The 14,472-nt window shown below is 63.3% G+C and carries 17 protein-coding genes, 1 pseudogene and 1 riboswitch; of the genes and pseudogenes, 10 read left to right on the forward strand and 8 right to left on the reverse strand.

The window, feature by feature from the left end; all coding sequences use genetic code 11:
- Positions 1–174: 174 nt before the first annotated feature.
- Both ACIOVF_RS12750 and ACIOVF_RS12755 read right to left on the reverse strand, forming a co-directional pair.
- On the reverse strand, positions 175–1,857 hold the full coding sequence (locus tag ACIOVF_RS12750) for a fatty acid--CoA ligase (protein WP_045196039.1): 1,683 nt from the start codon (positions 1,855–1,857) through the stop codon (positions 175–177).
- A 129-nt stretch (positions 1,858–1,986) separates the two neighbouring features.
- Positions 1,987–2,616 (reverse strand): LysE family translocator, encoded by a 630-nt coding sequence (locus tag ACIOVF_RS12755; RefSeq protein WP_045196037.1) that lies wholly within the window; start codon positions 2,614–2,616, stop codon positions 1,987–1,989.
- A 179-nt stretch (positions 2,617–2,795) separates the two neighbouring features.
- On the opposite strand from ACIOVF_RS12755, the gene ACIOVF_RS12760 reads away from it, so the two are divergent.
- The 5 genes from ACIOVF_RS12760 to ACIOVF_RS12780 all read left to right on the forward strand — a co-directional run bounded on the left by ACIOVF_RS12760 (position 2,796) and on the right by ACIOVF_RS12780 (position 6,623).
- Positions 2,796–3,374 (forward strand): NAD(P)H-dependent oxidoreductase, encoded by a 579-nt coding sequence (locus ACIOVF_RS12760; protein ID WP_401289802.1) that lies wholly within the window; start codon positions 2,796–2,798, stop codon positions 3,372–3,374.
- Between the two features lie 12 nt (positions 3,375–3,386).
- Positions 3,387–3,755, forward strand: coding sequence for a MerR family transcriptional regulator (locus tag ACIOVF_RS12765; protein ID WP_045196033.1), 369 nt, complete (start codon positions 3,387–3,389; stop codon positions 3,753–3,755).
- A 20-nt stretch (positions 3,756–3,775) separates the two neighbouring features.
- Entirely contained in the window at positions 3,776–4,738 is a 963-nt protein-coding gene (locus ACIOVF_RS12770) for a 2-hydroxyacid dehydrogenase (protein WP_195885673.1), read from the forward strand.
- Positions 4,739–4,789: 51 nt separating this feature from the next.
- Complete coding sequence (locus tag ACIOVF_RS12775; RefSeq protein ID WP_045196029.1) at positions 4,790–5,788, forward strand: class I SAM-dependent methyltransferase; 999 nt, start codon at positions 4,790–4,792, stop codon at positions 5,786–5,788.
- 39 nt (positions 5,789–5,827) lie between these two features.
- A riboswitch (yybP-ykoY riboswitch) is annotated at positions 5,828–5,947 on the forward strand.
- A gap of 88 nt (positions 5,948–6,035) precedes the next feature.
- Positions 6,036–6,623 (forward strand): TMEM165/GDT1 family protein, encoded by a 588-nt coding sequence (locus tag ACIOVF_RS12780; protein WP_045196027.1) that lies wholly within the window; start codon positions 6,036–6,038, stop codon positions 6,621–6,623.
- Positions 6,624–6,734: 111 nt separating this feature from the next.
- On the opposite strand, the gene ACIOVF_RS12785 is transcribed toward ACIOVF_RS12780, so the two are convergent.
- Positions 6,735–7,550: a M48 family metallopeptidase gene (locus ACIOVF_RS12785; protein WP_045196578.1), complete on the reverse strand. Its 816-nt coding sequence runs from the start codon at positions 7,548–7,550 to the stop codon at positions 6,735–6,737.
- A gap of 1,238 nt (positions 7,551–8,788) precedes the next feature.
- Between ACIOVF_RS12785 and ACIOVF_RS12790 the strand changes: the two are divergent.
- A pseudogene (locus ACIOVF_RS12790) lies at positions 8,789–8,992 on the forward strand (HAMP domain-containing protein); the annotation flags it as partial.
- 111 nt (positions 8,993–9,103) lie between these two features.
- Entirely contained in the window at positions 9,104–9,847 is a 744-nt protein-coding gene (locus tag ACIOVF_RS12795) for a methyl-accepting chemotaxis protein (protein ID WP_401289984.1), read from the forward strand.
- Positions 9,848–9,922: 75 nt separating this feature from the next.
- Here ACIOVF_RS12795 and ACIOVF_RS12800 read toward each other — a convergent pair whose 3' ends face one another.
- The 3 genes from ACIOVF_RS12800 to ACIOVF_RS12810 are packed head-to-tail and all read right to left on the reverse strand — an operon-like array spanning position 9,923 to position 11,001.
- A complete protein-coding gene (locus ACIOVF_RS12800; RefSeq protein ID WP_045196024.1) occupies positions 9,923–10,546 on the reverse strand; it encodes an SOS response-associated peptidase in 624 nt (207 codons plus the stop codon).
- 12 nt (positions 10,547–10,558) lie between these two features.
- Positions 10,559–10,819, reverse strand: coding sequence for a putative signal transducing protein (locus tag ACIOVF_RS12805; RefSeq protein WP_038997143.1), 261 nt, complete (start codon positions 10,817–10,819; stop codon positions 10,559–10,561).
- Positions 10,819–11,001, reverse strand: coding sequence for a CPXCG motif-containing cysteine-rich protein (locus tag ACIOVF_RS12810; protein WP_045196022.1), 183 nt, complete (start codon positions 10,999–11,001; stop codon positions 10,819–10,821). Before ACIOVF_RS12810 ends, ACIOVF_RS12805 begins: the two co-directional genes overlap by 1 nt.
- Positions 11,002–11,125: 124 nt before the next feature.
- Between ACIOVF_RS12810 and ACIOVF_RS12815 the strand changes: the two genes are divergently transcribed.
- Positions 11,126–12,289 (forward strand): 1-acyl-sn-glycerol-3-phosphate acyltransferase, encoded by a 1,164-nt coding sequence (locus ACIOVF_RS12815; protein ID WP_045196020.1) that lies wholly within the window; start codon positions 11,126–11,128, stop codon positions 12,287–12,289.
- A 96-nt stretch (positions 12,290–12,385) separates the two neighbouring features.
- Here the strand turns inward: ACIOVF_RS12815 and ACIOVF_RS12820 are convergent, their stop codons facing one another.
- Positions 12,386–12,646, reverse strand: a complete 261-nt coding sequence (locus ACIOVF_RS12820; protein ID WP_045196018.1) for a hypothetical protein — start codon at positions 12,644–12,646, stop codon at positions 12,386–12,388.
- Between the two features lie 167 nt (positions 12,647–12,813).
- Here ACIOVF_RS12820 and ACIOVF_RS12825 point away from each other — a divergent pair, with 167 nt between their 5' ends.
- Positions 12,814–13,020 (forward strand): hypothetical protein, encoded by a 207-nt coding sequence (locus ACIOVF_RS12825; RefSeq protein ID WP_045196016.1) that lies wholly within the window; start codon positions 12,814–12,816, stop codon positions 13,018–13,020.
- Positions 13,021–13,083: 63 nt separating this feature from the next.
- On the opposite strand, the gene ACIOVF_RS12830 is transcribed toward ACIOVF_RS12825, so the two are convergent.
- The gene (locus ACIOVF_RS12830) at positions 13,084–13,668 is read right to left on the reverse strand and encodes a YajG family lipoprotein (protein WP_038997150.1); all 585 of its coding nucleotides are present in this window, start codon (positions 13,666–13,668) and stop codon (positions 13,084–13,086) included.
- Between the two features lie 174 nt (positions 13,669–13,842).
- On the opposite strand from ACIOVF_RS12830, the gene ACIOVF_RS12835 reads away from it, so the two are divergent.
- Entirely contained in the window at positions 13,843–14,076 is a 234-nt protein-coding gene (locus ACIOVF_RS12835) for a hypothetical protein (RefSeq protein ID WP_045196014.1), read from the forward strand.
- The last annotated feature ends 396 nt before the right edge of the window (positions 14,077–14,472 follow it).

Below are 14,472 nucleotides of genomic sequence, written 5' to 3' on the forward strand. Positions count from 1 at the left end.
GGTTGAACTGCTTGATCCCTCTAAAGTGTGATTTGCATCCCAACCCCTCTGGCAGGGTCTGCATGACCGGCCACTACGCTGGCTGGGGGAAGAATGGCTTAATTTCGTCATTTGACAAGGCGCCCATGCGTCTGGCGTGCGGGTCGCGCCGCTTCAGGCGCGACCCGCCCGGCATTACAGGGTCGAGAGGAAGGTGCTGTTACTGGCTTGCCACTGGCTGATGTCCAGGCGAATGCGCTTCTTGTCGAGCTTGCCGACACTGGTCTTGGGAATTTCAGTAACAAGGGCGATCTGGCTGGGGATCGCCCACTTGTTGATGTGCCCCAGCTCCACGAATGGCTTGAGGTGTTCCTTGAGGACCTTGGCGTCGATGCTCTGGCCTTCGTGGATCACCAGCAGGGCAAATGGCCGCTCGCCCCACTGCGGGTCGGCGACACCGACCACCGCCACTTCGCGGATCGCCGGGTGGCGGCTGATCAGGTCTTCGAGCTCCAGTGACGAGATCCACTCGCCGCCGGTCTTGATCACGTCCTTGATGCGGTCACGGATATCGATCACGCCCATGCTGTCGAGGGTGGCGACGTCACCGGTGTGCAGCCAGCCGCCCTGCCAGAGTTCGGCGCCCTTCTCGGGCTCGCGGAAGTACCCCATGGTCAGCCACGGCGCGCGCAGCACCAGTTCGCCCTGGGTCTCGCCGTCGGCCGCCAGGAAGTTGCCGTTGCCATCGACAATCGCAGTTTCCACCAACGGCACCGGCACCCCGGCCTTGATCCGGTAGGTGATGCATTCGTCTTCGCTGCCAGCCAGCAGCTCGTCGTTGAGGTGAGCGCAGGACACCAGCGGGCAGGTCTCGGACATACCGTAAGCGGCGGTCAGCTGAATTCCGTGGGCCTTGGCCGCCTCGTACAGGGCGCGGTTCAGGGCACTGCCGCCAATGATGATTTTCCAGCCGCCGAAGTCCTGTTGCTGGGCACCCTTGGCATTGAGCAGCATCTGCAAGATGGTCGGTACGCAATGCGAGAAGGTCACCTTCTCGTTGCGCCACAGTTCGCAAAGCATCTCCGGCTCGTAGCGCCCGGGGTAGACCTGCTTGATGCCGAGCATGGTCGCCACGTAGGGAATGCCCCAGGCATGGACATGGAACATCGGCGTGATGGGCATGTACACATCATTGCTGCCGAGCAGGCGCACGCTGTCGATACTGCCGGTGACCGTCGCAGCCGCCAGAGTGTGCAGCACCAGTTGCCGGTGGGTGAAATACACCCCCTTGGGGTTACCGGTGGTACCGGTGGTGTAGAACGTGGTGGCAACCGAGTTCTCGTCGAAATCAGGGAAGTCATAGACCGGGCTGGCCGCCGCCAGCAATTGCTCGTACTCGCCGACCAGGTTCGGTAGGTCGGCGGTTTTCTGCTCGCCATCGGTCAGCAGCAGGGTTTTCTCCACCGTGGTCAGTTGCCCGGCGATGGCCTGGTAGAGGCCGACAAAGTCGCTGTTGACCAGCACGAAGCGGTCATCGGCGTGGTTCATGGTGTAAAGGATCTGCTCCGGCGACAGGCGCACGTTGATGGTGTGCACCACCGCGCCAATCATCGGAATGGCGAACATGCATTCGAGGTAGCGATGGCTGTCCCAGTCCATCACCGCCACGGTGTCACCCGCCTTGACCCCCGCTTCGGTGAGCACATTGGCCAGCCGCGCGATGCGCTCGTTGAGGGTCAGGTAGCTGTAGCGCAGCTGATCGCGGTAGACGATCTCGCGGGTTTTCTCGTAACGGCTGCCGGACAGCAGCAGGCGCTTGATCAACAGCGGAAACTGGTAAGCGTCCTCGGCAGGAGGAATGACGCGAGTCTGCAACATAGGAGTCCCTTTTCTAGAGTGCACAGGCTGGGCAAGACATGCCTTACTCTAGAACGCCTCCACAGCGGCCAAATCAGCCAAAGGAATGATTTGACCGCTGCAGGGATTAGTGGCGTTTGAACATCATTGTCAGTGCATTTCGGTGAAAGCGATCTTCACCCCCAGGGCAATCAGCACCGCGCCCATGGTGCGGTCGAACCAGTGACCCATGCGCGCAAAGCCGGCGCGCACCCGCTGCTGGCTGAACAGCATGGCCACCAGGCAGAACCACAGGCCGGTGGCCACGGCCAGGTACAACCCGTAACCGGCCTGGATCGCCAGCGGCGTGTGCGGGTTGATGACCACGGTGAACAGCGACAGGAAAAACAGCGTCGCCTTGGGGTTCAGGCCATTGGTCATGAAGCCGGCGACAAAGGCCGCCCGCGGTGTGCGCTCGACCGTCGAGGCTTGCACGGCGTCGCTGCCAGGCGCGGCCGGGCGGGCGCGCAGGGCCTTGAAGCCGATGTACAGCAAGTAGGCGGCAGCCAGCCATTTCAGCGCATTGAACAGCATGATCGACTGCGACACGATCAGGCCGATACCCAGCAGCGAATAGCCGACATGCAGGAAAATCGCGGTACCGACGCCAAAGGCCGTCCAGGTACCGGCGCGCCGGCCGTGGGTAACACTCTCGCGCACCACCACGGCAAAGTCCGGGCCGGGGCTGGCTACAGCCAGCAGGTGGATCAAGGCGACAGTTAGAAATTCGGCCCAGTACATGGGGGCTCCTTGCGGCAAAGAAGGCAATCGGGGGCGCTACATTACGCTTTCGTCCGTTCCGGCAACAGTCTCTGGTGGGAGTGGCGGTGCGACGCCGCTCCCACAGCCAAAGACAGGCTTGACTCTCCTCCTAAGGGCAGACGTTAACCTCAGCGCTTTTGCCCCTGGACCTGCCTTCGATGAGCAAACGAATCCTGGTGATACTCGGCCACCCTTCGCGTAACAGTTTCTGCGCAGCACTGAGCGACAGCTACATCAGCAGTGCCCGCGACAAGGGCCATAGCGTCTGCCTGCTGGAACTCGGCAACCTGGCCTTCGACCCGATCCTGCGCGAGGGCTTTCAACAGGTACAACCCCTGGAGCCGGACTTGCTGCACGCCCAGCAACTGATCAGTTGGGCCGAACACCTGGTCTTCGTCTTCCCGGTGTGGTGGGGCGGGATTCCGGCATTGCTCAAGGGTTTCTTTGACCGCATCCTGCTGCCCGGCTTTGCCTTCAAGTACCGCAACAACTCGCCCTTCCCCGAACAGTTGCTCAAAGGCCGCAGCGCCGACCTGCTGGTGAGCATGGACACCCCGCCCTGGTACTACCGCTGGGTCTACCGCATGCCGGCGCTGCAGCAGATGCGCCGCACTACCCTGGGCTTCTGTGGAATCAGGACGCAAAAGACGTTAACGTTTGGCCCCATCATCAGCTCGAGCGCAGGCCAGCGCGATGCCTGGCTGCAGCAGGCGCGCAGGCTGGCTCACCGGCACTAACAAGGACGTTCGATGTACATCGGCAAAGCCGCGCAGCTGTCCGGGGCAACCATCAAAAGCATTCGCCATTATGAGCGCATCGGCCTGCTGCCGGCGCCCAGGCGCCAGGGCCGTTATCGCCTGTATGACCAACACAGCGTCGCCCTGCTGAGCCTGATCAAGTGCGCGCAAAAGCTCGGCTTCAGCCTCAAGGAGATGCAAGCGCTGGTGAGTGATGATCAGGCCGGCTTGCCGATCGAGCGGGTGCGCCAGGCGATTGCCGGCAAAAGCGCCCAGCTGCAGGCGCAGATCCAGGCACTGCAGCAGCAACAGCAAGGCCTGCTTGAACTGCAAAGCAGCCTTGAGCACAGCCATTACGATTGCTTCGCCTACAACGCTTGAGCCCTTACTGGAGCCACCCTATGTCCATCTCCCGTCGCGCCGTGTTTCTCGACCATAGCTCCCTGGACCTCGGTGACCTGGCGCTGGATCGCCTCAAGGCCTGTTTCGATGAGCTGCAGCTCTATCCGGCCAGCGCCCCCGGGCAGGTCGCCGAACGCCTGCAGGGCGCCAGCGTGGCGATCAGTAACAAGGTCATGATCGACGCCGCCACCCTCGCCGCCTGCCCCGAGCTGAAGCTGATTCTGGTGGCCGCCACCGGCACCAACAATGTCGACCTGCAGGCCGCCCGCGCCCAGGGCGTGGTGGTCAGCAACTGCCAGGGCTACGGCACGCCGTCGGTGGCCCAGCACACCCTGGCTTTGCTGTTGGCCCTGGCCACGCGCCTGAGCGACTATCAAAAGGCCGTCGCCAATGGCCAGTGGGGCCAGGCCAAACAGTTCTGCCTGCTGGACTTCCCCATCGTCGAGCTGGAGGGCAAGACCCTCGGCCTGCTCGGCCATGGCGAGCTGGGTGGCGCCGTAGCACGCCTGGCCGAAGCCTTCGGCATGCGCGTACTGCTTGGCCAGTTGCCCGGGCGCCCGCCCCGCGAAGACCGTATTGCCCTGGATGAGCTGCTGCCGCAGGTCGACGCGCTGACCCTGCACTGCCCGCTCAACGAGCACACCCGCAACCTGATCGGCGCCCGTCAACTGGACCTGCTCAAGCCCGGCGCCTTTGTGATCAACACCGCCCGCGGCGGCCTGATCGACGAGCAGGCCCTGGCCGATGCCCTGCGCGCCGGCCACCTGGGCGGCGCGGCTACCGACGTGCTGAGTGTCGAACCACCGGTCAACGGCAACCCGCTGCTGGCAGCCGATATCCCGCGGCTGATCGTCACCCCGCACAGCGCCTGGGGCGCGGTCGAGTCACGCCAGCGTATCGTCGAGCAATTGAGCGAGAACGCCGAGGCGTTTTTTGCCGGCAGCCCGCGCCGCCAGGTCTAAGCCCGGCCAGGCTCTGGTAAACTGCGCCACTTTTTTCAGGAGTCGCCGTCCATGGACCCGCGCAGTGAAGTGTTGCTTCGTCAGGCCGATCTTTTCCAGGGCTCGCTGTTGCTGGCCGGTTTGCCTGCCGACGACCTGCTCGGCAAGTTGCCGGCGGCCCATGGCTGGAGCTGGCACGCCGGCGACCAGGCGGCGCTCGAGGCACGCTTCGCCGGGCGCAGCCACTTCGATGTAAACGCACCGGCCCAGGCTTTCGACGCCGCCGTGCTGTTCTTGCCCAAATCCCGGGACCTGGCCAATTACCTGCTCAACGCCCTGGCCTCGCGCCTGGCCGGTCGCCAGCTGTACCTGGTCGGCGAGAAACGCGGCGGCATCGAAGGCGCGGCCAAACAACTGCACGCCTTCGGCAAGCCGCGCAAACTCGACAGCGCCCGCCATTGCCAGCTGTGGCAGGTCACCGTCGAGCACGCCCCTGAAGCCAGGCCGCTGGAAAGCCTGGCCGAGCATTTCCAGCTGGAGCTGGCCGATGGCCCGCTGCAGATCGTCAGCCTACCGGGCGTATTCAGCCATGGGCGCCTGGATCGCGGCAGCGCCCTGCTGCTGGAAAACCTCGACCAGCTGCCAACCGGCCACGTGCTGGATTTTGGCTGTGGCGCGGGTGTTCTCGGGGCGGCGATCAAACGCCGTTATCCGCAAAACCGCATCACCCTGCTTGATGTCGACGCCTTTGCCGTGGCCAGCAGCCGCCTGACCCTGGCCGCCAATGGTCTGGAAGGCGAGGTGATCTGCGGCGACGGCATCGATGCCGCGCCGCGCGAGCTGGACGTGATCATCAGCAACCCGCCGTTCCACACAGGTGTTCACACCAATTACCAGGCCTCGGAAAACCTGCTGCGAAAATCAGCCGATCATCTGAAAAAAGGCGGCGAAATGCGATTGGTGGCAAACAGCTTCCTGCGCTACCAGCCGCTGATTGAAGCGGCCCTGGGCAACTGCCGGATCCGCGACGAGGGCCAAGGCTTTCGCATCTACCAGGCAACACGCGGTTAAAAAGAGCGCTTGCCGAAACGGATTTGCCTAGGCAGAATCCGCTCCGTCCTAGGGGAGTAGTCTCCCGCGAGCACCCAGCTCGCCCGGTACGCGTCAACATACTTGGTCCACAGACCATGGCGCGTGCGACCCACGGTCCGCACAGACGGACCCAGGGTTTGACAAGACCTATGACACGAACACCTTACCCGGGGCGGGAAGGCTGTACGTGTCATAGCCGTGTCGACCCGCCCCCGTAGGAATCCTGATGCTGGAATCATTGCTCGTCCCCACCGCGATCGTGGCCCTCGCCGAAATTGGCGACAAAACCCAATTGCTCGCGCTGATCCTTGCCGCGCGCTTTCGCAAGCCCTGGCCGATCATCGCCGGTATCATTGCCGCTACCCTGGCCAACCATGCCGCGGCCGGTGCCGTCGGCGCCTGGTTCAGCACCTTCTTCTCCGCCGCCACCCTGCACTGGATTCTCGCCGCAAGCTTTGCCGCCACGGCGCTGTGGACGCTGATCCCGGACAAAATGGACGATGACGAAGCCAGCACCGCACGGCGCTTCGGCCCGTTCCTGACCACCCTGATCGCGTTCTTCATCGCGGAAATCGGCGACAAGACCCAGGTCGCCACGGTGATGCTGGCGGCGCAGTATCCGCACCTGATCATGGTCATTATCGGTACCACCCTGGGCATGCTGATTGCCAACGTGCCGGTGGTATTGGCGGGTAATTTTGCTGCAGAGAAACTGCCACTGACCCTGATCCGCCGCCTGGCGTCGGCTGCATTCTTCGTCCTGGCCGCGGTGGCGGTGTATTCGGCGATGCAGGTCAGTGGCTGGATCGGCTGATCGGTGGTGACTTCATCGCTGGCAAGCCAGCTCCCACAGGCCTTGTATACACAGGCCCCTGTGGGAGCCGGCCTTGCCGGCGATGGGCCGCAACGCGGCCCCGGTTACCCTTTACTTGCGTGCCTGCTCGTACAACGGCATCACCTTCGGAATCGCCGCCTGCAACGAAGCCTGACGGCTGGCCGACGCCGGGTGAGTGCTCATGAACTCCGGCTGCGAGCCACCCGAGGCCTGGGCCATCTTGTCCCACAGGCTGATCGCCGCATTCGGGTTGTAGCCGGCGCGGGCGGCCAGCTCCAGGCCGATCAGGTCGGCTTCGTTCTCGTTGGCGCGGCTGTTGGGCAGGGTCATGCTGTACTGCACCACCGTGTCGGCGATCGCCATGCTGTCCTGGCCCAGGCCCAGCAGGGCACCGGCGCCTTGGCGAGCCATCTGTACGCCATAGGCCTTGGACATCGCCTCACGACCATGCTCACGCAGGGCGTGGGCAATTTCATGGCCCATGACCGCCGCGAGCTCGTCGTCGGTCAGCTTGAGTTTTTCGATCAGGCCGCTGTAGACGAAGATCTTGCCACCCGGGCCGCAGTTGGCGTTGAGCTCGTCGCTCTTGATCAGGTTGACTTCCCAGTTCCACTGCGCCGAGTCCGGGCGGAACTGCGGGGCCTGGGCAATCAGGCGGTCAGCGATCAGTTGCACGCGCTTGGCGTTGTTGCTGGTCTTGTCGAGCACACCCTTGCTGGATGCCTCGCCCAGGGTTTGCTGGTAGGACTGGGCATACATCTGGTTGACCTCATCGGTCGACAGCATGCTGAACATGTATTGCTTACGCTCGACACCCACGGCGCCGCCGCTGGTGGTGTTCACCGCCTGGCAGCCAGCGAGCAGGACGCTGGCGCTCAATGCACCGATTACAAATGACTTACGCATGAAAACACTCCCTTCGAACATGCCGCGTATCCTAGGCCGACTCCGTTGAGCCCGCCATATCCCTGACGAAGAATTCTCCAGACGGTGCTCATGCTTTCGCCCGGCCGGGCCGATAACGCAAAGCAGACGCCTTTCCTTGCGCTTGGAGCCCCCTCATGAAGTTCCGGTCGATCCAGTTTTCCGTCGCCGCCCTGGCCGGCGCCATTGTCCTGAGCATTGTCGCCGCCCTGGTGCTGTACGCCGTGTATTCCGGCGAACGTACCCAGGAGCTGGTGCAAAGCCGCACCCAGCAGCAGTTCGAGGCGGTGATCGAGCAGCGCCTGACCGCCCTGGCGCGGACCCAGGTCAGCGAGATCCAGCGCGGCCTGGAAGCACCGCTACTGATTGCCAGGGGCCTGGCTACCAGCAACGCCATGCTCGGCATGCAGGACGCCAGCGGCAATCCGCTGCTGAAGATCGAACGCCAGCAAATGATCGCCCTGCTCAAGCAGACAGCACTGACCAACCCGCTGATCCTCGGCACCTACCTGGGCTGGGAAAGCAACGCCCTGGACCACGACGACGCGCGCTTCGTCGGCACCTCGATCACCGGTATCGACAGCGCCAGCGGGCGCTTTCTGCCCTGGTGGTTCCGCAACGAAGACGGCAGCCTGGGCCTGGACAAACTGGCCGACGTCAACGACCAGACCGTCCTCGCCACCGGCGTGCGCGCCAGTGAGTACTACCTGTGCCCGCGGGAATCAAAGAAAGCCTGCGTGATCGACCCGGCACCTTACAAGGTAGGCGACAAAGTGGTGATGCTCGCCTCGTTCGTCGAGCCGATCATGATCGACGGCACGTTCCAGGGCATTGCCGGCGCCGACCTGTCGGTGAACTTCATCCAGGAACTGCTCAATACCGCCGACCGCCAGCTCTATGACGGTGCCGGCGAGCTGGCACTGGTGTCCGGCAACGGCCGCCTGGTGGCCTTTACCAAAGACCCGGGCAAATTCGGCGAGAAAGCCAGCGACGTCCTCGACGCCAATGCCGCCGCCACCCTGGCGCAACTGAGCGGCGAGAACCTGCACTACGAAGTCGACCAGGGCGCAGGCCGCATCGAGCTGTACTTGCCGTTCAAGATCGCCAATACCGACGCGCGCTGGACCCTGCTGCTGGAACTGCCGATCAGCGCGGTGATGGCCGATGTGCAGAAGTTGCAAAGCGACCTCAGCGACCAGCGCCGCACCGACATCACCGGCATGACCGTGGTCGGCCTGGGTATCGCCGCCCTTGGCCTGCTGGTGATCTGGCTGCTGGCCCACGGCATTGCCCGGCCACTGCGGCAGATGGTGGCGATGCTCGATGACATCGCCCAGGGCGAAGGCGACCTGACCCGCCGCCTGAGCAGCGACCGCGCCGACGAACTGGGCTCGATCGCCAAGGGTTTCAACACCTTCCTGAGCAAGTTGCAGGCGATGATCAGCCAGGTGGTGGCCTCGGTGCAGAAGGTCAGCGACTCCTCCGAACACACCGCCGACATCGCCATTCGCACCAACCAGGGCGTACACAAACAAATGGCCGAGATCGACCTGGTGGCCACCGCCGTGCACGAAATGACCGCTACCGCCCAGGACGTCGCGCGCAACGCCACCCATGCCGCCCAGGCCGCCAGCAATGCCGACCAGGCCGCACACCAGGGCCTGGCGATCGTGCGCGATACTTCCAGTTCGATCAGCGCCCTGGCCGAGGAAATCGGCCGAGCGGTGGGTGTGGTGCAGAACCTGGCGCGCGACAGCGAAAACATCAACGCCATCCTCACCGCCATCCGCGCGATTGCCGAGCAGACCAACCTGCTGGCGCTTAACGCTGCCATCGAGGCCGCTCGCGCCGGTGAGCAGGGCCGTGGTTTTGCCGTGGTGGCCGATGAAGTGCGCAACCTAGCGCAGAAAACCCAGCAGGCCACCGAAGAAATCCAGCAGATGATCCAGCAACTGCAGCAAGGTACCCGCGATGTGGTGCGGGTCATGGAAGACAGCCAGGGCAAGACCGACGACAGCGTGCAGCAAGCCGCGCGCGCTGCCCAGGCGCTGGAAAGCATTACCCAGGCAGTGTCGGTGATCAACGACATGAACACGCAGATTGCCAGTGCTGCCGAAGAGCAGAGCGCGGTGGCCGAAGACATCAACCGTAACGTGATCAATATTGGCCAGGTGGCCAACGAGGTGGCTGGCGGGGCGGATGAGTCGAGTACCGCCAGCGCCGAGCTGACCAAGCTGGCCGAGCAACAGCGGCGCTTGATCAATCAGTTCAGGGTGTAAGGCCTATCGCGGGGCAAGCCCGCTCCCACATATTGACCATTTTCTCTGTGGGAGCGGGCTTGCCCCGCGATGCTTTTAGGCCGGGGTCAAACACTCCGGCCCATTGAGCTTGGGATCATTGACCATATTGGCCAGCACCCGCTCACGCAGCGGCGCCTGGCCGCCCGCCAGCAGCTCGTACAAGCGCGCCGGCGGGGTTTCGGGATCGAGCCAGGCAGCCTGCCCGGCCTCATCGAGTATCAGCGGCCGGCGCTGGTTCAGCGCCGCCTGGGTTACCACCGCGGTACTCAACCAGACCTGATCCTGCACCGGATACGCCTCCCAGATCGCCGCAAAAAACAACGACGAGCCCTCCCCCGGCGTCAGCCAGTACGGCCGCTTGCGCTGGGTGCCGCGCCATTCGTAAAAGCCGTTGGCCGGTAGCAGACAGCGACGCAGGCGAAACGCCTCACGGAACATCGGCTGTTCGGCCAGGGTTTCGGCGCGGGCGTGGGCCGGGGTGCGCGACAAGTCGGTGAGCCAGGCCGGGGTCAGGCCCCAGCGTGCCCGCGCCAGCTCCAGCTGGCCACCCTCGAGGCGGCGCTGGATCAGCACCGAGGCGCCGGGGGAGATATTCCATTGCGCCTGCTGGTCACTGGGAAATCCCGGCAGGGCAGCAAAGGCGGGAGACCAGCGAAACAGCGCATAACGTCCACACATGAGGGCAAAAACCTAGCAAATCAGGGTTCCGGGGATGTTCTCCGGTTCGTCGCCGGCAAGTGGCTGGGCGCTATTGTACGCGGCGATCAGCTCGCGTGCGCAGGCAGCCTGCTCATCGGCCACCGCCAAACCGAGCAAACCGTGCATCGGCAGGTCGCCCATGGCGCCCATCAGGTCGCGGCCGACCAGGTGCACTGTGATGCCTTCGCTGGCGAGCATGCCGATGAGCATTTGTGCTTCGAGCAGGCTTTCAGGGTCGTAGATTCGCTGCATCAGTCATTCTCACCATAAACGTCCAGCATCCATTCCTCGCCATGCACCTGCAGCACGAAACGGATCGGCTTGCAGCACACCTGACAGTCTTCGATGTACTCCTGATCACCGCCCGACAGGTCCACCGTCGTCTCGACTTCTTCACCACAATAAGGACAATCGTAAAGCGCTGTCTCCAGCATCGCGGCCTCCCGAGTGACTTGTGCGTATAATTGCCGGTCTATTTACAGGCCCTGAGTGTGTCTGAGCCGTTTTTCAGACCCCGGCCCTACCTATTACCCTAGCCGTTTCCAACAAGAGAGCATGATGGGCGAATTCGATGCCATCCGACCGTACGACGACGCTGAAGTCCCTGCCGTTCTGGCACGGCTGCTCAGCGACCCGGCATTCCTCGATATCCTCACCCACTTCCGCTTCCCGCGCATGGCCGGGGCCTTCGGCTGGCTGCTCAAGCCGCTGATCGCCCGGCGCCTGCGCAAAGAGTTTGCCGGGGTCACCTGCGTTTCGACCCTGCAGGACAAAGTCGAGTACTACGTCGACCATACCATCGAGCGGGCAACCGACGGCGTGACCTACACCGGCGTCGAGCAGCTCAAGGCCGGTACCGCCTACCTGTTCCTGGCCAACCACCGCGACATCGTCATGGACCCGGCCTTCGTCAACTATGCCGTGTACCACGCCGGCCTGCCGACCCCGCGCATCGCCATCGGCGACAACCTGCTGCAAAAACCGTTCGTCAGCGACATGATGCGCCTGAACAAGAGCTTCATCGTGCACCGCTCGATCACCGGCCGGCGGGAAAAGCTCGCGGCTTACCAGCTGCTGTCGGCCTACATCAACCATTCGATCCGTAACGACGGCCAGTCGATCTGGATCGCCCAGGCCGAAGGCCGGGCCAAGGATGGTGATGACCGTACCGATTCGGCAATCCTGAAAATGTTCCACATGAGCCGCAAGGACGAGCCGTTTGGCGCCGTGATCCAGTCGCTGAACCTGAGCCCGGTGTCGATCAGCTACGAGTACGACCCCTGCGACCAGGCCAAGGCCCGCGAGCTGTACATTCGCGCCACCACCGGCACCTACAGCAAGGCGCCGGGTGAAGACGACATCAGCATCGCCCAGGGCATCACCGGCTACAAAGGCCGCGTGCACATCAACTTCGCCCCGCCGGTGACGGAGTTCGTCGAGGACACCAAGCAACTGGCAGCAGAGATTGACCGGCAGATTCTGGCCGGCTACCGGTTGTTCCCGGTGCATTACCTGGCCTATGCGCAGTGGGCCGATGCCGACCCGGCGCTGGAGGTGCCAGCAGCGGCCAAGGTGTTTGCGGCCGATGAACTGGCCCGCGCCCAGGCCGAATGGCAGCGCCGCCTGGACGCCTGCCCGGCCGAACAGCGGCCGTACCTGGTGCAGCAGTATGCGATGCCGGTACGCAATCAGTACCGGGTCAAGGCAGGGTTGGCGCTTTAGGTCGCACCGCGTCGCCTGCATCGCTGGCAAGCCAGCTCCCACAGGAACACTCTGTGGGAGCTGGCTTGCCAGCGATGGGCTGCTAAGCAGCCCCGATCACACCCAGGTGCTGAACCAGGACAACAGCAAGGCCAGCGCCAGGAAGGCAAAGCCAAGAATGTAGTAGAAGCGGTTGATGCGCAGGCTCATGCCATCGATCACCGCTTCATCACCAGCCAGGCCCGCCAGGGTTTGCGCCGCGCGGCGGCGGGCACTGTGCAGCAGCAGGCCGCCCGGGCAGGTCAGCAGCAGGGCCAGCAGATTGATCAGCTTGGCCGGATGGGCGGCGAACAGCCCCCAGATCACTTGCAACGACATCGCAAAACCTCAAAGAGTACATCGATACTTTCGACACGGCGGGCATTCTACCCAAGCGCCGTGCCCTTGCCTGTGCTTTACGACAAATGACGATTAATTCCCGGCGTCACACGCTCGTCATCAAGACACGCCACTCTGTTGGCCGTCGCCACTCACCGGAGCTTGTCATGCTGCACGCCGAAAACCAGGACCGCCTCTACCTGATCGCCCAGAGCGATGAGCAGCAGGCGTTGATCGACGGCCTGGCGTTCAACGTCCAGGACCGCCAATGGCTGGTGTACTGCGCCCTGGGCGGGCATGCCCATGAAGACCTGCCCGAGGTCGACGGCCCTACCGGCATCAGCGTGCTGGACTTCTACGTCGAAGCCGCCTGAACCTGCAAAAACACAAAAGCCCGATGCCTGCCATGCAGACATCGGGCTTTTTGCTGGTGAGGCTTATTCGCCGAGGATCTGGCCGATGGCCTGGTCCTTGAACAGGCGGGTCAGCGCATCGCTGAGCACATCACCCACCAGCTTGGTGTTGGTTTCCTGGTTCGGCGCCATGCCGAAGCGCTGGTCCAGCGACGCGCCGTAGCGGCCGCTGTAGCGACGGTTGGCGTTGGCCACGTCAGCCTTGAAGGTAGCGCCGATGGTGGCTTCGGTCACGTACATGCCTTCTTTGGGCGACTGGTACTTGAGCTCGGCCAGGGTCACGGTCAGCTGCGGCGCGTTGTAGGCGTTCGGCGTCGGGGTAAAGCCCAGCAGGCGCACAGCTGCTTCGGCCTGGGCCTGCAGTTTTGGCAGGATGTCGTTGCCGGTCACGGTGATGGCGCTGGTTTCAGGGTACAGGCCGCCACGGGTGCCGAGGGTTTGCGAAGCGCGACCATCGACCACCTTGACCACCACTGGCTGGCCATGACCGACCGGCGCCAGCTGGGCGTTGAGTTTCGGTTGCGGGCTGAGTTGTTGCGGGCTGTGGGCACAACCGGCCAGGGTCAGACTGGTCACCGCGATCAAACCGAACAACAAACGTTGCAACATGCTCATCTCTCCAGAATAGGCAGCAAAGGCCGCCAGTATAACCAGCACGGGGCAGCCCAGCTATCGGCGTGCCATTAGTGAATAAGACAGGCATCCCCGGGCCCGGTTCGCTGTCACAATCGTTTCATCACTGCCCGGTTATCCTAGGCTCAGTTCTTCACAGGGATACCCGCCATGTCCTCGCTCCTGGCCCTGCTGTTCAAACGCAACCCGCAACGCTGCTTCGCCCGCCTCGACGCCCACGGCCTTTGCCAGGCCTTCAAGCAGTGCGCGCAGGCCCCGGCGACCAGTGGCTGGGTGGAAATCAGCGAAATTCGCCTCGCCTGGCTCAACCGTCCGCTGCCCGCCAGCGCCCGTGTTTCAAAGCGTGTCAGTGGAAACTGGCTGCAACGCAGCCTCGCCGCCTGAGTTTTGCCTCAATAAAAGTCGCTAATAAAGAGCTTTTCTGCCCGCGACATCGCTATAATCTCCCCCCGATTATAAGGACGTCTCCTGATCGGGCCTCGCAGTACCGCCAATGCTCAGCATTGCGCATCCCCCGCACCGCCCACAGAGAGCCTTCCACACAGGTCTTGCACCAGCCAGTGTGCCTGCGTCATCCGGCCATCTGCTCTGCCTGAACCTGCCGGGTCTGCCATCGCGCAGCCCATTTTGAGGTTCACGTCTCCAAAAGAGCGTGAAAAAACGGGTTTTCACAACTTCACGAGAGTGTGGCGAGCAATGAACAGTCTGGCATGTGCAAAAGCACCTAAAGTGTCCCGAACAGCCCTGAACAGCTGGCAACAGCGCTCATTTGCAATGGGT

This window comes from Pseudomonas sp. NPDC087612, assembly GCF_044743505.1.
In the GTDB taxonomy this organism is placed as follows: Bacteria; Pseudomonadota; Gammaproteobacteria; order Pseudomonadales; family Pseudomonadaceae; genus Aquipseudomonas.